Origin of the sequence: Mycobacterium ahvazicum (genome assembly GCF_900176255.2) — a bacterium.
GTDB lineage: Bacteria > Actinomycetota > Actinomycetes > Mycobacteriales > Mycobacteriaceae > Mycobacterium > Mycobacterium ahvazicum.
Map to the genome: position 1 here is coordinate 107,476 of NZ_FXEG02000006.1, position 19,778 is coordinate 127,253.

Annotated in this window: 19 protein-coding genes; 5 read left to right on the forward strand and 14 right to left on the reverse strand. The window is 65.9% G+C overall.

Translation table 11 applies throughout. From position 1 onward, the window contains the following. Positions 1 to 2: 2 nt before the first annotated feature. The 14 genes from MAAFP003_RS27600 to MAAFP003_RS27665 all read right to left on the reverse strand — a co-directional run bounded on the left by MAAFP003_RS27600 (position 3) and on the right by MAAFP003_RS27665 (position 13,904). A complete protein-coding gene (locus MAAFP003_RS27600; RefSeq protein ID WP_096290745.1) occupies positions 3 to 674 on the reverse strand; it encodes an SDR family oxidoreductase in 672 nt (223 codons plus the stop codon). 48 nt (positions 675 to 722) lie between these two features. Continuing rightward, positions 723 to 1,229, reverse strand: a complete 507-nt coding sequence (locus MAAFP003_RS27605) for a MarR family winged helix-turn-helix transcriptional regulator (RefSeq protein WP_096290746.1) — start codon at positions 1,227 to 1,229, stop codon at positions 723 to 725. Positions 1,230 to 1,293: 64 nt separating this feature from the next. Next, a complete protein-coding gene (locus MAAFP003_RS27610) occupies positions 1,294 to 2,043 on the reverse strand; it encodes an amino acid ABC transporter ATP-binding protein (protein WP_096290747.1) in 750 nt (249 codons plus the stop codon). Further along, positions 2,040 to 3,848 carry an ABC transporter substrate-binding protein/permease gene (locus MAAFP003_RS27615; RefSeq protein WP_096291462.1) on the reverse strand — a complete coding sequence of 603 codons (1,809 nt, stop codon included), beginning with the start codon at positions 3,846 to 3,848 and terminating at the stop codon, positions 2,040 to 2,042. The genes MAAFP003_RS27610 and MAAFP003_RS27615 overlap by 4 nt, the downstream gene beginning before the upstream one ends. Before the next feature lie 49 nt (positions 3,849 to 3,897). After that, on the reverse strand, positions 3,898 to 4,638 hold the full coding sequence (locus tag MAAFP003_RS27620) for a GntR family transcriptional regulator (RefSeq protein WP_096290748.1): 741 nt from the start codon (positions 4,636 to 4,638) through the stop codon (positions 3,898 to 3,900). A 113-nt stretch (positions 4,639 to 4,751) separates the two neighbouring features. Then, positions 4,752 to 5,558, reverse strand: a complete 807-nt coding sequence (locus MAAFP003_RS27625) for an LLM class F420-dependent oxidoreductase (protein ID WP_096290749.1) — start codon at positions 5,556 to 5,558, stop codon at positions 4,752 to 4,754. 26 nt (positions 5,559 to 5,584) lie between these two features. Further along, entirely contained in the window at positions 5,585 to 6,499 is a 915-nt protein-coding gene (locus tag MAAFP003_RS27630) for an alpha/beta fold hydrolase (RefSeq protein ID WP_096291463.1), read from the reverse strand. Between the two features lie 11 nt (positions 6,500 to 6,510). Further along, complete coding sequence (locus tag MAAFP003_RS27635) at positions 6,511 to 7,728, reverse strand: DUF1214 domain-containing protein (RefSeq protein WP_096290750.1); 1,218 nt, start codon at positions 7,726 to 7,728, stop codon at positions 6,511 to 6,513. Positions 7,729 to 7,730: 2 nt separating this feature from the next. Beyond that, complete coding sequence (locus tag MAAFP003_RS27640; protein ID WP_096291464.1) at positions 7,731 to 8,531, reverse strand: sugar phosphate isomerase/epimerase family protein; 801 nt, start codon at positions 8,529 to 8,531, stop codon at positions 7,731 to 7,733. A gap of 4 nt (positions 8,532 to 8,535) precedes the next feature. Beyond that, a complete protein-coding gene (locus MAAFP003_RS27645) occupies positions 8,536 to 9,705 on the reverse strand; it encodes a sulfotransferase family protein (protein ID WP_096290751.1) in 1,170 nt (389 codons plus the stop codon). Beyond that, the gene (locus tag MAAFP003_RS27650) at positions 9,702 to 10,829 is read right to left on the reverse strand and encodes an LLM class flavin-dependent oxidoreductase (RefSeq protein WP_096290752.1); all 1,128 of its coding nucleotides are present in this window, start codon (positions 10,827 to 10,829) and stop codon (positions 9,702 to 9,704) included. The genes MAAFP003_RS27645 and MAAFP003_RS27650 overlap by 4 nt, the downstream gene beginning before the upstream one ends. A gap of 297 nt (positions 10,830 to 11,126) precedes the next feature. Next, positions 11,127 to 12,236 (reverse strand): inositol-3-phosphate synthase, encoded by a 1,110-nt coding sequence (locus MAAFP003_RS27655; RefSeq protein ID WP_096290753.1) that lies wholly within the window; start codon positions 12,234 to 12,236, stop codon positions 11,127 to 11,129. 50 nt (positions 12,237 to 12,286) lie between these two features. Continuing rightward, the gene (locus MAAFP003_RS27660) at positions 12,287 to 12,829 is read right to left on the reverse strand and encodes a PadR family transcriptional regulator (protein ID WP_096291465.1); all 543 of its coding nucleotides are present in this window, start codon (positions 12,827 to 12,829) and stop codon (positions 12,287 to 12,289) included. Positions 12,830 to 13,028: 199 nt separating this feature from the next. Further along, positions 13,029 to 13,904 carry a DUF1707 SHOCT-like domain-containing protein gene (locus MAAFP003_RS27665; RefSeq protein WP_096290754.1) on the reverse strand — a complete coding sequence of 292 codons (876 nt, stop codon included), beginning with the start codon at positions 13,902 to 13,904 and terminating at the stop codon, positions 13,029 to 13,031. Positions 13,905 to 14,004: 100 nt separating this feature from the next. Here MAAFP003_RS27665 and MAAFP003_RS27670 point away from each other — a divergent pair, with 100 nt between their 5' ends. From MAAFP003_RS27670 to rpsF, 5 genes are all read left to right on the forward strand, one after another. Further along, a complete protein-coding gene (locus MAAFP003_RS27670) occupies positions 14,005 to 14,430 on the forward strand; it encodes a DUF5318 domain-containing protein (RefSeq protein ID WP_090608281.1) in 426 nt (141 codons plus the stop codon). A 55-nt stretch (positions 14,431 to 14,485) separates the two neighbouring features. Continuing rightward, positions 14,486 to 16,981 (forward strand): transglycosylase domain-containing protein, encoded by a 2,496-nt coding sequence (locus MAAFP003_RS27675; protein WP_096290755.1) that lies wholly within the window; start codon positions 14,486 to 14,488, stop codon positions 16,979 to 16,981. Beyond that, positions 16,978 to 18,642, forward strand: a complete 1,665-nt coding sequence (locus tag MAAFP003_RS27680) for a glycosyltransferase family 87 protein (protein WP_096290756.1) — start codon at positions 16,978 to 16,980, stop codon at positions 18,640 to 18,642. Before MAAFP003_RS27675 ends, MAAFP003_RS27680 begins: the two co-directional genes overlap by 4 nt. Then, the gene (locus MAAFP003_RS27685; protein WP_096290757.1) at positions 18,642 to 19,280 is read left to right on the forward strand and encodes a DJ-1/PfpI family protein; all 639 of its coding nucleotides are present in this window, start codon (positions 18,642 to 18,644) and stop codon (positions 19,278 to 19,280) included. The genes MAAFP003_RS27680 and MAAFP003_RS27685 overlap by 1 nt, the downstream gene beginning before the upstream one ends. Positions 19,281 to 19,432: 152 nt before the next feature. Further along, positions 19,433 to 19,723: a 30S ribosomal protein S6 gene (gene rpsF, locus MAAFP003_RS27690; RefSeq protein ID WP_036465644.1), complete on the forward strand. Its 291-nt coding sequence runs from the start codon at positions 19,433 to 19,435 to the stop codon at positions 19,721 to 19,723. Positions 19,724 to 19,778: the final 55 nt, after the last annotated feature.

Sequence of the window (19,778 nt, forward strand, 5' to 3'; positions counted from 1 at the left end):
GACTACCGTCGGCCCGGCCGCAGCACCACCTCATGGACGTGGCCGTCGCGTGGCGTGGCCACCGCTTGGGCGACGGCGGCGGCTACGGTTTCGGGCTGCAAGAATCTGTCGGCGTCGTACTGACCGCCCTCGAACGCGACCAGTTCGCGCTGCATCTCGGTGTCGGTACGGCCGGGAAATATCGTGGTGACCCGCAGGTCCGGTTCGTCGAGGCGCAGCGAGTCGGCGAACGCACGCAACGCGAACTTGCTAGCCGAATAGGACGCCATACCCGGTGACACCGCGCGTCCCGCTCCGGAGTTGATGAACACCACCTGACCACGAGCGCTGCGCAGGGCAGGCAACAGCTCCAGCGTAAGAGCCACCGCCCCAAAGACATTCACGCTGAACGTGGCACGCCATTCGTCGACATGCGACTCGGCGACCCGGCCCGGGACGGACACCCCAGCGTTGTGCACCAGCACGTCGAGCGAGTCCACGATTTCGCACGCGGCCGCGATCTCATCGATGTCGGTCAAGTCCAGTGGGAAGGTCGTGGCGCCCAGCCGCTCCGCGACGGCGTCGAGCCGGGTGGAGGGCCGGCCGGCCAGCAGCAGTGTATGCGTCGGGGCCAGCGCGGTGGCGATGGCGGAACCGATACCCCCGCCGGCGCCAGTAATTAGTGCAGTTGGCATGCAGCTCAGTCTACGGACAGCGCCAATACCGTTGTAAACCAGGTACTTTCAGGCCCGCTTGCGTGCCGGAGGCTCTCCGCCGGCGGGACCCGACGTCGGCTCGCCCGAGGCCAGGCGCTCCAGCGGTGCCAGTGCCTTGGTCAGCATGTTCAGATCGGATTCATTGAGCTGGCTGAGCAGCGCGGCCAGGGCCGCGTGCCGATTAGCGAGCGACTCGGCGTGAACGGCCCGGCCGCGCGGCGTGATGTCGACCAGCACGGCCCGCAGGTCGGACGGGTCGCGCGAGCGCTTCACCAATCCGATCTTCTCCAGCCGGCGGATCGCCACCGTCGTGGTGGGCGTCCGTACCCGTTCGTGTGCGGCCAGATCTGTCATCCGGATCGGGCCTTGATCGAGCAAGGTCACCAGGATCGACAGCTGCGCCAAGGTCAAATCGCCCGCCACCACACCGCTGGGGTCGCCGCGGCGCAGTATCGAAAACAGTTTGGACAGCGCGCGGTGCAAGCCTTCCGCAAGCTCGGTCACCTCGGCCGCGGTGGAGTCGCTGTCCGCCATAAGTCGGCAGTCTAACCCGATATGGGTGGCGTACAAGGTAGCTACGGCGACTATTTGTAGCCCGTCAAAGCACTTGGGACAGGAATCGCTGCAGTCTTTCGGTCTTAGCCGCTTCGAATATCTGCTCTGGTGGCCCGGATTCCACCACCTTGCCGTGATCCATGAACACGACGATGTCCGACGCCGACCGGGCGAAACCCATTTCGTGCGTGACCACAATCATCGTCATACCGCCGGCGCCGAGGTCGGCGATGAGCTGCAAGGCTCCCTTGACCATCTCCGGATCCAGCGCGGACGTCGCCTCGTCGAAGAACATCACCTGCGGCCCCATGGCCAGCGCCCGGGCGATCGCAACCCGTTGCTGTTGTCCCCCGGACAGCATGCCGGGGCGGGCACCGGCCTTGTGCTTCAGGCCAACTCGCTCCAGCTGAGTCAGCGCGAGTTCCTTGGCCTCGTCCGCGGACAGCCCGCGTAACTTGCGCGGGCCAAGCGCCACGTTCTTGAGAATGCTCAGATGCGGGAACAGGTTGTAATGCTGGAACACCATGCCGATGCGCTGACGCAGTTCGTCGGGATCGTCGTGCAGCACCGAGTGTCCGTCGAGCAGGATGTCGCCCTTGTCGGGTTCGTAGAGTCGATTCAGCGCGCGCAGCAGCGTCGACTTACCCGAACCCGACGGTCCCACGACGGCCACCGTGGTGCCCGCGGGGGCTTCGAAGGTGACGCCGCGCAGAACCTTGTTCCCGCCGAGAGTCTTGTGAATGTCCCTGGCTTCCAACGAGACTGAGGCGTGGCTTGCGGCAGCGTCGGTCATGTCATTCCCGGGCCGAGGGTGGAGCTGACCATGGCGGCGGACTCTTCTGACTCGTCGCTGGAGCCGCCGCGGCGCAGCCGCGCGTCGATGTAGTTCACCAAATGTGTTAACGGAACGGTCAATAACAGATAGAAGAGGCCCGCGGCCACCAACGGCGACAAGTTGCCGGTCTGCGCATTGAGGTCGCGGCCCACTTGAAACAGTTCGCGCTCCTGGGCTACCAGGCCCAGGAAGTACACCAGCGCCGAGCCCTTCAGCAACGCGATGGCCTGATTGACCAGCGCGGGCAACACCCGCCGGACGCCTTGCGGCACCACGACCAGCCGCATCGCGGCCGGATAGCTGAATCCGAGTGCGCGCGCGGCCTCCAGCTGGCCGGAGTCGACGCTCTGGATTCCCGAGCGCAGAATTTCGCCGATGTAGGCGGCCGCCATCAATCCCAGCGCGGCAATACCCAACGGATACGGGTTGTTGTTCGTCAGCCCACCCACGAGCGGTCCGATCCCCATCCCAATGATCAAGATGATTACGACTTCGGGAAGACCACGGAAGATGTCGGTGTAGATCCGCGCCGGCCAGCGCAGCCACCATGAGTTCGACATGCCCGCCATGGCCAGCACCATGCCGAGCACCAGCCCGATCGCCAGCGCGCTGTTAGTCAGGATCAACGTGTTGGGCAGGCCCGTCATAAGCAAAGCGGGAACGGCTTGTTTGTACAGATCCCAGTCCAAGAACTGGTCGCGCAGTTGCGCCAGTACGGATTTCGGGGCCGGCGGGTGCATCGACTTGTGGTGGTTGCTTGCCGCTATCGCGGCGAAGTCCGGCAGGTGGGGAGTCGGGGCGGCGCGGGATCCGGGTTTCCAGCCCGGTGGCAAAGGGCGCGGAACCCATTCCGAGTAGAGCTTCGACCAAGTGCCGTCGGCGATGACGGCATCCAGCGCGGAGTTGAGTGCGGAGATCAGCGCCGGGTTGTCGTTGGCAACCGGGTACGCGACGAAGTCGCCGGGGCTGAATTCGTTGGCCACGACCATAGCCGGATCGCCGGGGTGCATCACGTTGGCGGCCAGCGCTGCCGGGGCTACCCAGGCATCGATTTGGCGGGGCTTGAGGCTGGCGGACACGGTGGCGAAGCCGGGGTACTTCACCGGTTGCAGGTGCAGGGTGTCGACGACGTAGGACTCCTCGACGGTGCCCTGGACGACGCCGATTCGTTGCCCCGCGGCGAGATCACTGAAGGCTTTGATCGGCGATCCGGGTGGCACGATCAGCGCGTAGTAGCCGAAGTCGTAGCCGTTGGTAAACCCGACGGTGCGCCGCCGGGCAGCGGTGGCTTTCACCGATGACGAGCCGACATCGAAGCGCCGCGACGCTACTTCGGCCAGCAGTGCGGAGAAATCGGTGCTGGCGAAACGGACTTGCAGGCCCAGCTTTTTCGCCATCGCGGCCAACAGCTGATTGTCGAACCCGCTGAACGTGCCGTTGGCGTCAACACAGACCGAGGGCGGGGCATCCGACAAAGTGCCGACGTTGAGAACGCCGGGTGAATTCAGGCCCAGCGAGTTGACGTTGATCTCGCTGAGCGGCTCCACGGAAGCGGTCGTGTGGTCGTCGTCGCGTCCGACGCCGCCGACGGTGGTCAGGTCTTTCGGTAAGGCGGACGCGCTCTCGGGTCCGCCCGGCGCGCACTGGTTTCGGTCGGCGAACGCGGGTCCGGCCAGCACCAGGCCGACCACGATCAAAATTGTCGTGGTTAGTCCGAACAGCTTGGCTCCGCGCTTCGCGCGCGGGCCTTCGCACGAGTTCATCACCGCCACCGTATCGACCGGGCGGCAACTCGTCGCGGCGAGAGTCGATTTAGAGCGCCATCGACGGCTCGGCGCAGACCGCTTCCGTCTCCGCCAGAACGGGAAGCGGCGCGGAAACAACCTGGCGAACGTCGTCGGGTGCCGCGAAAACCCTGCGCCGGAACAGTTCGGCAAGCATGGTCTGCGCCATCAGGTAGGCGCGACCGACGCATGCCGCTCGCGCGGCGTCCGGGTCACGGCGGCGAATCGCGGCCGTTTCGTCCTCGTAGTAGGGCAGCACGTCGTCGCGATTGTTCTGGTAGCTCAACCAGAACGCATGGGGGATGAGGTCTTGCGAGGCACGGATAGTGGCGTGCAGCCGCGGCCCGGCGTATTCGCCGTTGACGGCGCGCCGGTACTCCGCAGTGAGTTCGGAAAAGACCCGGGAATCTTTCGCGATGCGCATCGCGCGCATCAGCGCATCGAGCTCACCCAGGATCCGCGGCGTCGGGTTGCTCGCCGCGCGAGCCGAGGCGATGCCGTTGAGCATGCCGTCAAGCTCGTGATGCTCGAGGACGGTGGCTTCGTCGAATTGCTCGATGAACGCGCCCCGGTGATAGCGGGTCGAAACGACGCCATCGTGCTCGAGCTGGATCAGGGCCTCTTGAATCGGCACGCGACTGACTCCCAAGCCGAGCGCGATCTCGTTGCGGTCAACGCGGTCGCCGCTGCGCAGCTTGCCCGTCAGCACCAGGTTCAGGATGTGGTTGACAACCTGGTCCTTTTCTTTGACCCCATATTTCTTCGGCATGAGTCTCTTTCAAGTCTGTTGCAGTTCCGCACCAGCGATCAGCGGTGGAAAGTTTCTCATGTATTGGCGTATTCGTTAAGGTGTTTGGCGGGTTAATTGGAGGCGAACCCCAATTAACGCGCGTCGCGCCACCGGCACAGAGCCTCGGCCGCGCCGAGGTCGTAGTCGGGACCGTTGACGCCAACCGTCAGCAGCGTCACCCCCAGCGCGGTAAGCCCCTCGGCGTTGGCGATCAACCCGTCGACCCCCTCGCCGCGGCGCACGCCGCTGTTGTCCTCCACACCGGCCGACCGCTCGATCGTGGCTGGGTCGCGCCCGACCGCGGCACAATGCTCTTCCAGCACGGCCGCGGCGGCCGGGTAGGTGTCGACCGTGGTGAAGCCGTGCCAGATGTCGCCGTACTCGGCAACCAGTCGCAGGGTCTTTCGCGGACCCTTGCCACCGATCAGGATCGGGATGTCGCGGGTGGGCGCGGGATTGAGTTTGGCCAGCCGCGACGTGATCCGCGGGAAGGCCGCAGCCAGGTCGTCGAGGCGGCCGCCCGCGGTACCGAATTCGTAGCCGTACTCGTCGTAGTCCTTTTCCTTCCAACCGGATCCGATACCCAGGATCAACCGGCCCTCGGAAATGTGGTCGACGGTGCGGGCCATGTCGGCCAGCAGCTCCGGATTGCGATACGAGTTGCACGTCACCAGCGCGCCGAATTCGATGCGCGACGTCTGCTCGGCCCAGGCCGCCAGCACCGTCCAGCATTCGAAATGCGCACCGTCGGGATCACCGTAGAGCGGAAAGAAGTGATCCCAGGTGAATGCGACGTCGACACCCATGTCCTCGCAGCGCCGCACGGCGTCGCGGATGTGGCGGTATTCGGGCGCGTGCTGAGGCTGCAGTTGTACACCGATGCGAACGGGACGGGTCATACGACCACCGTAGGAGCCGCGGCCTCTCAGCGTGCGTCGAGGACCCCGGTCAACAGTTGGATCAGTGCGCGGGGCTGATCGCTTTGCACGGAATGTCCGGAGTTTTCGACAACGTGAGCTTGACGGAAATGCGTTGCGCGGTTGGCGAGTTCGGCCGCGTCCTCGTCGGTGACGAAGGGCGACGAGCCGCCGCGCACCAGGGTGACGGGCGCGGTCAGCGCGTCGACGTCGTTCCATAGATCACCGAAGTCGGGGACTTTGCGGATGGTGTCGTAGCGCCATGCCCAGTTCCCGTTGTCGAGGCGTCGGGAATTGTGGAACACACCGCGGCGCAGTGCCTTGACCTCGCGGTGTGGTGCCGCGGCGATCGTCAGGTCGAGCATGGCCTGGAAGCTGGGGAACTCGCGCTCGCCCTGTACCAGCGCGACGGTGCCTTGCTGCTCGGTGGTCAGCTCGGCGTAGCGGTGCAATGCCGACGGAGTGACGTCGACGAGAACGAGTTCCCGCACCAGTTCCGGTGCGATCGCGCCGACCCGGATCCCGGTCAGCCCGCCCAGCGACATGCCCACGACCAGTTCGGCATCGGGTGCGAAGTCGCGCAGTACCGGCGCCACGGCATCGGCGTTGTGCTGCGGCGAGTAGTCGCCGTCTTCGCGCCAGCCGGAATGGCCGTGGCCGGGCAGGTCGACCGCCAGCGCCGGCACCCCGAGCCCGACGATGACGGTGTCCCAGGTGTGGGCGTTCTGTCCGCCACCGTGCAGAAAGACGATCCGTGGCGGAGTTCCGCCCCAGCGCAGCGCGCTGATGGAGCCCTGCGGCGTTTCGGCCTCGATCCGTTCCACGTCCGGCAGCGGACCGGTGACGCCGGCTTGCTCGGCGTTCTCGGACAGCAACGAGAATTCGGACAGCCCGGCCAGTTCGTCTTCGGAGATCTCGGTCACGATCTTCGACACTAGAGGAAGTAACGGCGCCGGATGCCGTGGAATCGCTCCCACATTGCGGCGCTGCGCTGCGCGGCGCCCACGGTCGCGGTGTCCGGCGGGAGCACCCGCGCGATGTCGTGGTGTTTGACGACTTTGGTCTCCAGCGCGGCGGGTTCGCCCTCGAGCATGTGGCGATAGGTCAGGTTCCCGCGCTCGAAGCCCTGGGTGTCCAGCCAGTTGTGGACATTCGGATCACGATGCGCCATGACCAGGCGGATGCGCCCGTCGCCGTCGGTTGTGGTGCGGCTCGGGGTGTAACTCACCGGGCGGTAGAGGTAGTCCATGCTGTTGAAGAAGACACCCATGTTGGTGAACATCCACAGTCCGTCGTGGGCGTCGAATTCGATGATCAGCGCCTCGTCGGGCGCGAGCTCCCAGTACATGTTGGCGGCGGCGCGGCCACGCCTGCTGTCCGCTTCAGGTGTGCCGGCTTTGGAGAGGGTGGGAAACGCATTGGGATGCTCGGCGTCGACGCCGCCGTAGGTGAACGGGAACTCGGGCCAGTCCGACATCAGGCCGGTGACGAAATCACCGGCCCATTCCATCGCCTCGATCATGGCCTGTGGGCTGGGCAGCGGTTTGGGGTCGGCCATGTCGACCCGTTCGATCCGCAGCCGCGCGGGCAGCTCATCCCAGGCGTCGAATCCCTGGCGGATGAACAGCTTTCGCGATTGCCCAGTGGTGGGTAGCCAGTTGGGGCCGCGCTCGGGCCCACCGATGTAGATCTCGAATTCACCGTTGTGGCCGACATTGAGTTGACGACCGAACAGGTTGGTCTCGGGCGCGTCACCGAACGGCTCGTGCAGCACGCCTGGCCCGGCGACTCGCTCGCCCTGCACGGTGACGTTGAAAAATGGTGCGGTTCCCCGGTTTCCGTGTAAGCGGTAGGTCGAGTGCCCGTTGATCCACACCTGCTGGTAGATGAAATCGGCACAGTCGCCCCCGAGCTTGCGGGTTGGACTACAGAACGTGTGCAGCACCGGGTAGCCGGTGTCGCGGGTCTCGAGCGACAGATCGAAGGCCTGGCCCAGGTTCTGCGTCAGGAAGCGGAACGCATCGACCCGCTGCGCCCCCGACGTGGCGTTGGCGTCTTTGAAGACCTGGTCGCCTGCCCGCGCCAGCTGCGTGCAGAACTCGACCCACGCCGAGCGCAGCGCCGCATCGTCCACACCGTCGCCGAAAGCCATTGTCACGCAGTCACTCTGTTTAACATCGCCCCGACGACAGCGCAGGCGCGGCGGGCGGATTCGAGGCGGCCCTCCTGCTCGATTCGCGGTCCGATCAGTTCCAGGTCGAACCCGTGTGAGTACCCGTTCGCCAGCGCGTTGGCGACGAAACCTTCGATCGGAATAGCGCCGTCGCCGGGGACCGCCCGGCCCGGCAGCGCACGATCGCCGAGCACGTAGTCGCTGAGCTGGATGAGCTCGGTTCGCGGCAGGGCGCGCTGCACCATGGCGTCGAAATCGCCCTCCGCCCAGCAGTGAAACACGTCGATGCAGACTCCCAGCCCACTCATCTCGGCCAGCGTAACGGTGTCGCGCAGGGTATGGGCCAGATGCAAGTCGGCATACAGGCTGGAGGCGTTCTCGACGGCCAACGCCACACCGGCCTGCTGTGCGTGCGCGACGCAGGGGGCGATCATCATGCGGAACCGGTCGGCGGCCCGGTTCCACGTGAGGGTGTCCCGGCCCCCGGTCAGCAGGTAGATCATTCGCGCGCCGACGCCGGCTGCGGCGTCGATCACCGGCGCCAGCGCGTCCTGTGCGGTCCGCGGATCGGACGTCAAGCGGCCGCCGGCGAACAGATGATAGACCGCCTCGACGGTATAATTGTTGCGCTGCAGCAGCGTTGGGAATTCCGGGTCGAGTAGTTGGCTATCCAGGACGCTCAGCCGGGATACCCCCAACTCGGCCCAATGGGTCGCCAGCTCGGCCAGGTCAGCACCGTAGAACGTCACATTGTGTACGGACAGGCGTGGGTGGGCCGGCATCGCGTCAGCCACGATTCTCGATCTCGACGCCGAATCGCTCACGGAATGGCCGGAATTCCGCATGCAGCGCATCGAGGTCTTCGCCGATGTCGATCAACAGCGTCGTGGAGTAGTGGAACTTGCCGTAGCGGTCGCCGCGATTGTTGGCCAGGTAGTCGCGCATCGCCGACTCGGCTTCCGGTGTGACCCGGCGCCCGGCGAACGCGTAGTAACGCCGCACCGCCGCCACCTGATCGGCGATGAAGTCGGTGTAGCGGACGTGCAGGATGCGCGGATCGTCCACCATCGGATTGGTCATCGTGTTGGCGACGCCGGCGCGGGTCAACTCCAGATGCATCTTGGCCAGGGCGTGCAGGTCGACCGGACCGACCATCCCTTCGGCGATGTCGGCCATCATCATGGTGCGCGACGCCGCGACCTGCACCGGGTCGCGGTGCAGCCAGACCAGGGTCGCGTCGGGGTACGCCTCGAACATCTCCTTGAGCCGGAACCCGTGAAAGCCCTTAAGCACCCAGTACTTTCGCGGACGGTTGTATTGCAGCTGTTGCAGCATCGCCTTGTGCAGCCGGTACTGCGCGCTCGCATCGGTGGCCAGGCCGCCGACCAGTGACTGCATCGGCACCCGCCACCACGCCGTCGGGGTCATGACCCGGAAGTCGAAGGCCCAGGTGCGTTCGTCCTCGGGCAGGCCGTCGCCCAGCATGTCGTTGTATGGGTGGCTGTGTAACCACTTGGGCATCTTCGCGTTGATCTCGCGCCAGTCGGCGTCGGCCCGCGCGCGACGCGGTTCGTCGTCGGCGGCCAGGCCCGGTGGCGGCGACGGGTACATCACCTCCCAGAAGCGCAGCGCCCGCGCGTGCGGATCGACGGACATCAGCGCATGCATCAGCGTTGTCCCCGAACGTGGTTCGCCGGTCACGAACATCGGCGCCTCGATCGCTTCGTCGCCGATCGGGTAGCGGTTGCGGTCCTCGATGAATTCCAGCCGCGACGTCAGCAGCCAGTGGCACACCTGCGCGGCCGCGGCGGCGCCCGCGGCGTCCATGCCGAGGCTGTTGAGATGACCGGCGGCCACGGCGAAGCGTTCCGGCAACGTCGGGTCGCCGTAGTCGTGCAGTCCGGTCTCGGCCTGCGCGGAACGCAGCAACTCGGCGGCGTCCAGGTGTGCGCTCACGACAGATCTCCGCACAGCTGCATCAGTTCATCCTCTGCGGCAACGACATTCGCGGCCGACGTGGCGGCATACGTCAGGCCGGCCATGGCGCCGTAGTCGAGGATCTTGGGCACCCGCAGTCCCGCGTCCACATAGGTCTTGATGATCTTCGCGACCTCGCGTGCAGTGCCGTGCGGTACGACGGCGAGCAGCATCTCGGGTTGCGTGTTGTCCAGAAACGTCAGGATCCGTTCGCGGGTGAGCACCGCGGGATCGATGTCCTGGAAGCCGCGCCAGCTCGGGCCCATCGGGTGTTCGAATCCGAAGCCGCGCAATGTCTCGGCCGATACCTGTAGCAGGAACGCCTTGACCAGCGGTGCCTGCAGGATCTCGGCGAGAGCGTCTTCGTTCTCGCCGATGAGGCACACCTGCATGAAGCCCGGCGTGATCGCCATCGGATCGCGGCCGGCGCGCTCGGCGGATCTCCTTACCGCCGAGAGCATCTCGGCGTAATGTTCGGGGGTCCACGCCCCGGCGGGCCACCAACCGTCGGCGTGACGGCCGGCGATATCGAGCATGCGCGGGCCGCTCGCGCCGATCCAGATCTGGGGGAACCGTCCTTGATACGGCTCGGTGTCCAACCGCGCGTGGTGCAACGTATAGAACCGTCCCGCGAAGTCGACCGGGCCGTCGCTCTCCCAGAGCAGCCGGATGACCGTCAGGGCTTCCTCGAAACGGCCGACGGGGCGGGAGAAGTCGAAGCCGTACGGCAACGTGTTCTCGCTCTCGCCACTGCCCAGGCCGAGGATGAAGCGCCCCTTCGAGAGATGGCCGATGGTCAGCGCGGTCTGGGCGAGCAACGACGGGTGGCGCCGCACGGTGTCGACCACCGCGCTCACCAGCGGGACGCGCTCGGTCAGCACGGCGGCCGCGGCCGCTACCGAGAGGCCGTCGAGGTGGCGATGCGGCGACGGCGACGCGGTGGCGAGGTCGGTGAACTCTGGCGTCCAGATTGACTCCGGCCAAAAGCTGACCATGTGATCGGGCAGCCAGATCGAGTGGTAACGCCCGCCGTCGAGCTCGGCGAGCCGGGACATGTCCAGGGGCAGGGTCGTACGCAGGAACGCGGCGGGCTGAACTTTCATCCGTGACTACGCCTGACTCGTCGGGGGTGCTCCGCGTAATGCTAAGCGACTGCACAGCAAACTGTTCACGGAGTGTGCAATCTCGGCTTCGAGTGTGCGGCCAGGGCGCGGATATCGGATATTTCAGCGGTGAGCACACACCGAAAACCGCCAGCGCACACTAGGCACAAAAAAGAGTGTGCGGTGAGGTCGCAGTTTCGTTGTGAGACGCGACCTCACCGCACACCCGATGAGTGAATCGAACTGCCCGGTGCGTTCGATTCCGCAGCGCACCGCAGGGCGGCGCACCAGGTCGAACTAGTCGGCGCCGATGATGAACTCTTCGAGCTGGGCCCGCGCGACATCGTCGGGAAGCTGCTTCGGGGGGCTCTTCATCAGATAGGCCGATGCCGGCACGACCGGTCCGCCGATGCCACGGTCCTTGGCGATCTTCGCTGCCCGCACCGCGTCGATGATGACGCCGGCCGAGTTCGGCGAGTCCCACACCTCGAGCTTGTACTCCAGGTTCAGCGGCACATCACCGAACGCACGGCCTTCCAGCCGCACGTAGGCCCACTTGCGGTCGTCGAGCCAGCCGACGTGATCGGACGGGCCGATGTGCACGTCCTTGGTCTTGAACTCGCGCTGCAGGTTTGAGGTCACGGCCTGCGTCTTGGAGATCTTCTTGGACTCCAGCCGCTCACGCTCGAGCATGTTGAGGAAGTCCATGTTGCCGCCGACGTTGAGCTGCATGGTGCGGTCCAACTGCACACCGCGGTCCTCGAACAGCTTGGCCATCACGCGGTGCGTGATCGTCGCGCCGACCTGGCTCTTGATGTCGTCACCGACGATCGGCACACCGGCGTCGGTGAACTTCTTGGCCCACACCGGGTCGGAGGCGATGAACACCGGCAGCGCGTTGACGAATGCCACGCCGGCGTCGATCGCACACTGTGCGTAGAACTTGTCGGCCTCCTCGGAGCCCACCGGCAGGTAGGACACCAGGACGTCGACCTTGGCCTCCTTGAGCACTTGGACCACGTCGACAGCCTCGGCGTCGGACACCTCGATGGTGTCGGCGTAGTACTTACCGATGCCGTCGAGTGTCGGGCCGCGCTGCACCGTCACATTCGTCGGCGGCACGTCGGCGATCTTGATCGTGTTGTTCTCCGACGCGAAGATCGCCTCCGACAGGTCGAAGCCGACCTTCTTGGCGTCCACGTCGAACGCGGCCACGAACTTGACGTCGCGGACGTGGTAGCGGCCGAAAGTCACGTGCATCAGACCGGGCACGGTGCTGTTCGGGTCGGCGTCGTAGTAGTACTGGACGCCCTGAACCAGCGACGACGCGCAGTTACCGACGCCGACGATGGCGACTCGAACCTCCGTCTGCGCTCCCGGCGCCCGGACGGGCTGGTGCTCACTCATAGGGCGTTCTCCTTACCTTCACTTACCTATGTCTCGAATGCCGTGGGTTGTTATGCCTGCTCGGTGAGCCCGGGTGCCGCGCGCTCGGCGGCGATGAGCTCGTTGAGCCACTTGACCTCGCGCTCGCTGGACTCGAGCCCGAGTTGGTGGAGCTGACGGGTGTAGCGGTCGAGTGAGTTGCTGGCCCGCGCAACGGCTTCACGCAGACCCTCCCGGCGTTCCTCGACTTGACGGCGGCGACCTTCGAGGATCCGCATCCGGGCCTCTGCCGGAGTGCGGTTGAAGAAGGCCAGGTGTACCCCGAAGCCGTCGTCGGTGTAGTTGTGCGGACCGGTGTCGGCCACCAACTCGCCGAAACGCTGCCGACCCTTCTCGGTCAGCTCGTAGACCCGACGGGCCCGCCGTACCGGAGTACCGGCCGGCGCCGCGTTCTCGGCGATCAGCCCATCCGCCTGCATGCGCCGTAGCGCCGGATAGAGCGAACCGTACGAAAACGCACGAAACGCGCCGAGTAGGCCGGTCAGCCGCTTGCGCAGCTCATAGCCATGCATCGGCGATTCGATCAGGAGCCCAAGGATCGCAAGCTCGAGCAATCGAATCACCTCCCTGAAAAGATTTGCATAACTGGTTACGTCCTGCCGACGCGTCGCGTAATAGTATCGCCTCGATATATTTGCCACAACACTACCGAGTGTTGGCATGCAGTTTGTCCCCCGGACAGGCACGGAAACCGCGGCGTCGGGTGCAAGCGTCTAAGCACGCTCAATGCCGCCAGCGCGCGCCGCGGCCGATTCAGCTGGAGGGATAGTTAACCCGCTTGACGGTGCCGTCACCAGCGAAATCAATCGAACCGCTGCCGTAGTCGCTGGAGACGTACACCGACAGCGTGAGCGATCCGGGCGCGGTCGGATCCTTGGCCGGTTCGACGATCAAGTACGTCGACTTGACCTCGGACGGCTTGATGCCCAACGTCTCGGGGGCGCCGCGCATGATGCCGACCGCCGTCTTGACGTCGAACTTGGCCAGGTCGGCCGCGACGGCCTTGGCGTCGGTCCTGGGGGATACGGTCGGGTCGTCCCAGCCGCCGCGGTAGTCGTAGTCCAGCACCCGGCGGTCGTCGGCCGGATCCGGGCGATAGAAGCTGGCATAGGTGGGGTAGACGAGAAGCCGGTAACCGACGGTGTCCCCGAATTTCTTGCGGGCCTGTTCCAGCAGACCGGTGAGGCCGCCGAGGGATTGCAGTTGTTTGGGTGGGGTCAACACCACGGCCGCGACGCCGTCGGGCTTGGCGCCCGGGTCGGAGGTGAAGTCCAGCGGTGAGCTGGTGTTCCCGTACAGCCCCCAGCCCAGGCCCATGCCGAACAACACCGACACGACCAATGCGGCGATCGCGATGCCGCGCGAGCGGACGGCCGGTGAGGTGGTGGACTTTGCCGCGCGCAGTCGCGCCGGGGTGCTGCCCTGCAGATCCTGCACCAGAAGCTTCAGGTCGCCGAGTGTCACCGCGTTGGTGGCCTTGCTGACGCGCTCGCGATGTTCCTCGCCGGACAGCTCGCCGTCGGCCAGGGCGTTGTCGAGCACCGTACAGGTGTCTTGCCGGTCGGTGTCTTTGGCGCGGGTCGCGGTGGTCACTCCGCCGCCGAGTGGTGCGCCCAGCCATTTCGCCATGCGGATGATCGTAGAAGTCACCTGTTGTTACCGCGGCGCAGCGGTGCCGACAGCCTCGGTTGCGTATCGGCGGTGCCGACGGCGACGTACTCTGGTGAACGTGCGACTGCAGCGACAAGTGGTGGACTATGCGCTTCGGCGCCGCTCACTGCTGGCCGAGGTGTACTCGGGCCGCACGGGTGTGACCGAGGTCTGCGATGCGAATCCCTATTTGCTGCGCGCCGCGAAGTTTCACGGCAAGACCAGCCAGGTGATGTGCCCGATCTGCCGGAAGGAACAGCTCACGCTGGTGTCCTGGGTGTTCGGTGATCACCTGGGCGCGGTGTCGGGTTCGGCCCGCACCGCAGAGGAGCTGGTCTTGCTGGCGATGAAGTTCACGGAGTTCTCGGTTCATGTGGTCGAGGTGTGCCGAACCTGCAGCTGGAACCACCTAGTCAAGTCGTATGTGCTCGGCGCGGAACGCCCTCCCAAGGGAACCCGCGGTCCGCGGACGGCACGCAACGGCGCCAGCGCGGCCATTGAATAACGAAGGGCGCCACGACCAGTCGCCCGACGACCCGAGCAGGTCCGCGACTGAGCGTATGAGCAAGGAACCCAACGCCGATCGTCCGGACGAGTCCGATCGTTCGGCGCATCGCGGCGACGCCGGGACCCGTCGCCGCGTTCCTCCCGACGATCGGCAGACGACGATCCTGCCGGCGGTCGCCGACGACGGTTCTCTCCGCCGGTCCGGCCCGATCGACGAGGTCAAAGCCGCGCTGGGTGGTCCCGGATCCAGGCCCGCGCCCCGCGATGCGATCGAGGAAGTGAAGGCCGCGCTCGACGGCCGGTCGTCGAGCCCGCCGAGGCGCGAGCGCCCGATGTCGGGCCGGCCGCCGGAAGGCCCTCCGCCGCCGCCTCCACCGCGACGGCCCGGCGACGCTGGGGGCCCCGATGTGCCGAGCCACCGGGCCACGGCGCCGAGTTGGGCCGAGCAGATCAACTGGCGCTGGGTCCGCCGCGCGGCCTACCTCAGCGCGGCGGTGCTGATCCTGTTGCCGATCGTCACCTTCACGATGGCGTACTTCATCGTCGACATTCCCAAACCGGGCAACATCCGCACCAACCAGGTCTCGACCATCCTGGCCAGCGACGGCTCGGAGATCGCGAAAATCGTGCCGCCCGAGGGCAATCGGGTTGACGTCAACATCAACCAGGTGCCGGTGCACGTGCGCCAGGCCGTCATCGCCGCCGAGGACCGTAACTTCTATTCGAACCCGGGGTTCGACTTCACCGGCTTCGCGCGCGCGGTTGAGAACAACCTGTTCGGCAGCGGCGGCCTGCAGGGCGGGTCGACGATCACGCAGCAGTACGTGAAGAACGCGCTCGTCGGCTCCGCGCAGCACGGGTTCGCGGGCCTGCTGCGTAAGGCCAAGGAACTCGTCATCGCCACCAAGATGTCGGGGGAGTGGTCCAAAGACGAAGTGCTGCAGGCCTACCTGAACATCATCTACTTCGGGCGCGGCGCCTACGGCATCTCGGCGGCGTCCAAGGCCTACTTCGACAAACCCGTCGACCAGCTGACGGTTTCCGAGGGAGCGCTGTTGGCGGCGCTGATTCGCCGGCCGTCATCGCTCGACCCGGCCGTGGATCCCAAGGGTGCCGAGGCCCGCTGGAACTGGGTGCTCGACGGCATGGTGGAAACCAAGGCGTTATCGCCGAGCGATCGTGCGGCACAGCAATTCCCCCAGACCGTCCCGCCCGATCAGGCTCGCGCACAGAATCAGACCACCGGTCCCAACGGCCTGATCGAACGTCAGGTCACCAAAGAGCTGATGGAGCTGTTCAACATCGACGAGCAGACCCTGAACACTCAGGGATTGCAGATCACCACCACGATCGATCCCAAGGCTCAGCAGGCCGCGGAGAAGGCCGTCTCGAAATACCTTGACGGACAAGACCCCGATATGCGCTCGGCGGTGGTGTCCATCGACCCGCACACCGGCGCGATCCGCGCCTACTACGGCGGCTCGGACGCCAACGGCTTCGACTTCGCGCAGGCTGGGCTGCAGACCGGATCGTCGTTCAAGGTGTTCGCATTGGTGGCAGCCCTCCAGCAGGGCATCGGGTTGGGATACCAAGTCGACAGCTCACCGCTGACGGTCGACGGCATCAAGATCACCAATGTCGACGGTGAAAACTGCGGCACTTGCAATATCGCCGAGGCGCTGAAGATGTCGCTGAACACCGCCTACTACCGGCTGATGCTCAAACTCAAGAACGGACCGGCCGCCGTCGCCGACGCCGCACACGAGGCCGGCGTCGCCAAGAGTTTCCCCGGCGTCCCACACACGTTGTCCGAGGACGGCAAGGGTGGTCCGCCGAACAACGGAATTGTGCTGGGCCAGTACCAAACTCGACCGGTCGACATGGCCTCGGCGTACGCCACGCTGGCCGCGTCCGGCGTGTACCACCCGCCGCACCTGGTGCAAAAGGTCGTCAATGCCGACGGCCAAGTGCTTTTCGACGCCGGAACCTCCGACAAGGGCGCCGATCAACGCATCGACAAGGCGGTCGCGGACAACACCACCGCGGCGATGCAACCGATCGCCTCGTATTCGCGGGGCCATGCCCTATCGGGCGGCCGGGCGTCGGCGGCCAAGACCGGCACGGTGCAGCTGGGCGACACCCAGGCCAATAAGGACGCGTGGATGGTCGGATACACCCCGTCCCTGTCGACGGCGGTGTGGGTCGGGACGGTCCAGGACAATGTGCCGCTGGTAACCGCTTCGGGCGCAGAGGTTTACGGCTCGGGGCTGCCGTCGGACATCTGGAAGTCGACGATGGACGGTGCGCTGAAGGGCACTCCCAACGAGACCTTCCCCAAACCGACCGAGATCGGCGGCTATGCCGGGGTTCCTGCCCCGCCGCCTCCGCCGCCCCAGGTGACCGTCATCCAGCCCACGATCGAGGTCGCCCCGGGCATCACCATCCCGGTGGGCCCCCCGACGACGATCACCGGGGCGCCGCCACCGCCGCCGGGACAGGCACCACCGCCCGAACCGGCTCCCCCGCCATTCGGACAACCGCCACCGTGACCGGCGCTCAGCAGGAGAGCGCCACCATTTCCCCTCGCACGCTGGCCGATGATCTGCGTAGCGCGGACAATCGCGATTGCCCCAGCCGCACAGACTCTTTGGGTGCCGCCTTGGCCGATGCGGTCGGCGGCCCGGTGGGGCGGCACGCGCTGATCGGCCGGGCTCGGCTGATGACGCCGGTGCGGGTGATGTTCGTGTTCGCTCTGATCTTCCTGGCGCTGGGCTGGTCGACGAAGGCGGCGTGCCTGCAGAGTTCCGGCACCGGAACCGGTGATCAGCGCGTGGCCAACTGGGACAATCAGCGCGCCTATTACGAGTTGTGTTATTCGGATACGGTCCCGCTGTACGGCGCGGAGTTGTTGAACCAGGGCAAGTTTCCGTACAAGTCGAGCTGGATCGAAACCGATTCCAGCGGTGCACCGCAGACCCGCTATGACGGCAAGCCCGCTGTGCGCTACATGGAGTATCCGGTGCTGACCGGGGTCTACCAGTACGTGTCGATGGCGCTGGCCAAGACCTACACCGCATTGAGCAAGCTGGCCCCGATTCCGGTGATCGCCGAGGTGGTGGTGTTCTTCGACATCGCCGCGTTCGGGTTGGCGTTGGCCTGGCTGGCGACCGTGTGGGCCACTGCGGGCCTGTCCGGTCGCCGCATCTGGGATGCGGCTCTGGTGGCCGCCTCGCCGCTGCTGATCTTCCAGATATTCACTAATTTCGATGCGCTCGCAACGGGGTTCGCGATGAGCGGGCTGCTCGCCTGGGCGCGACGCAAACCGGTGCTGGCCGGTGTGCTGATCGGGTTGGGCGCCGCGGCAAAGTTGTATCCGCTGTTGTTCTTGGGACCGATGCTGGTGCTGGCTGTTCGTACCGGTCGTGTTCGTGCGCTGGTTCGTACGGTGTTGGCCACCGTGCTCACCTGGGCACTGGTGAATCTCCCCGTGCTGGTGCTCTTTCCGCGCGGCTGGTCGGAGTTCTTCCGGCTCAACGCCCGCCGGGGCGACGACATGGACTCGGTGTACAACGTCGTCAAGTCGTTCACCGGCTGGCCGGGCTTCGATCCGAAGCTGGGCTTCTGGGAGCCGCCCGCGGTGCTCAACGCCGTGGTCGCCGTCTCGTTCGTCGTGTGTTGTGCCGCAATCACTTACATCGCGCTCACCGCTGGGCAACGGCCCCGCGTGGTGCAGTTGCTGTTTCTCGTCGTGGCCGCGTTCCTGTTGACCAACAAGGTGTGGAGCCCGCAGTTCTCGCTGTGGTTGGTGCCGCTTGCGGTGCTGGCGTTACCACATCGGCGGGTGCTGCTGACGTGGATGACGATCGACGCGGTGGTGTGGGTGCCGCGGATGTACTACCTGTACGGGAACCCGAATCGTTCGCTGCCCGAGCAGTTTTTCACCACGACGGTGTTGCTGCGTGACATCGCCGTTGTTGTGTTGTGCGCGTTGGTGATCCGCCAGATCTACCACCCCGAGGAGGACTTGGTGCGGTGGAACGGGCGCGTGGACGACCCGGCCGGCGGCGCGTTCGACCGCGCTCCCGATGCACCGCCCGGCTGGTTGCCGGACTGGCTGCGTCCGCACCGGGCGCGACGGCCAGTCATATCCGCGCCCACGCTCGACACCGATACCGGACTCGAGACGACAACCGGTCAGAGGCAGGCGTGATGCTGGTCGCAATCCCGTTGTTCCCACGCGTCACCGCACTTGACGCGGTCGGACCGTATGAAGTGCTGCAACGCATTCCGTCGATCGACGTGACGTTCGTCGGGGACCGGCGCGGCGAGGTGCGTACGGAGAACGGCATGCTCGGCGTCGCTTGCGACGCCACCTTCGACGAGATCGACGCCCCCGATGTCGTCGTCGTGCCCGGCGGCGTCGGGACCCGCAAGCTGATCCACGACGAGACCATCTCCGGGTGGTTGCGGGCGGTGCACCCGAGAACAATCTTCACGACCTCGGTGTGTACGGGTGCGCTGCTGCTCGCCGGTGCCGGACTGCTCGACGGCCTGACCGCGACGACGCATTGGCGCGCCGCGGATCTGCTCAACGAGTTGGGCGCGCGCTACGTGCCAGACCGCGTCGTGGAGCACCTGCCGGAACGCATCATCACTGCGGCCGGGGTGTCCAGCGGGATCGACATGGCGCTGCGGCTCACCGAGCTTCTCGTCGACCGCGTCGCCGCGCAGGCCGCGCAGCTGATCATCGAATACGACCCGCAGCCGCCGTTCGGCGCCGGTTCGCTGGCCAAGGCTGACGAGGCGACGGTGGCCCGGGCAACCGAATACCTGCAGGCACGGCAGTAACCACCCCTGTTCGGCAGCGGCCGAGAGTTTCGAAGCGCGGATTTCGCTGGTTGGCTGGTCGTCCGGTACCCTGGGGCGGTTGCCGACGCAGGCGACTCTCCTGCCACGGATCGACCGTGGCCGCTTAGACCAGAGGAGGTGGTGAGGTTTCCATGCGTCCATACGAAATCATGGTCATTCTTGACCCCACACTTGACGAGCGCACCGTTGCTCCGTCCCTGGAGACGTTCCTGAACGTCGTCCGCAAGGACGGCGGAACCGTCGACAAGGTGGACATCTGGGGCAAGCGCCGGCTGGCCTACGAGATCGCCAAGCACGCCGAAGGCATCTACGTAGTCGTCGACCTCAAGGCGGCCCCCGCCACGGTGTCCGAGCTCGACCGTCAGCTCAGCCTCAACGAGTCGGTGTTGCGCACCAAGGTGATGCGCACCGACAAGCACTGAGTTCCGGCCGTCGGCACGGCTGCGTAGGCTCAGCGAAACCACCGAGAACCAGGAC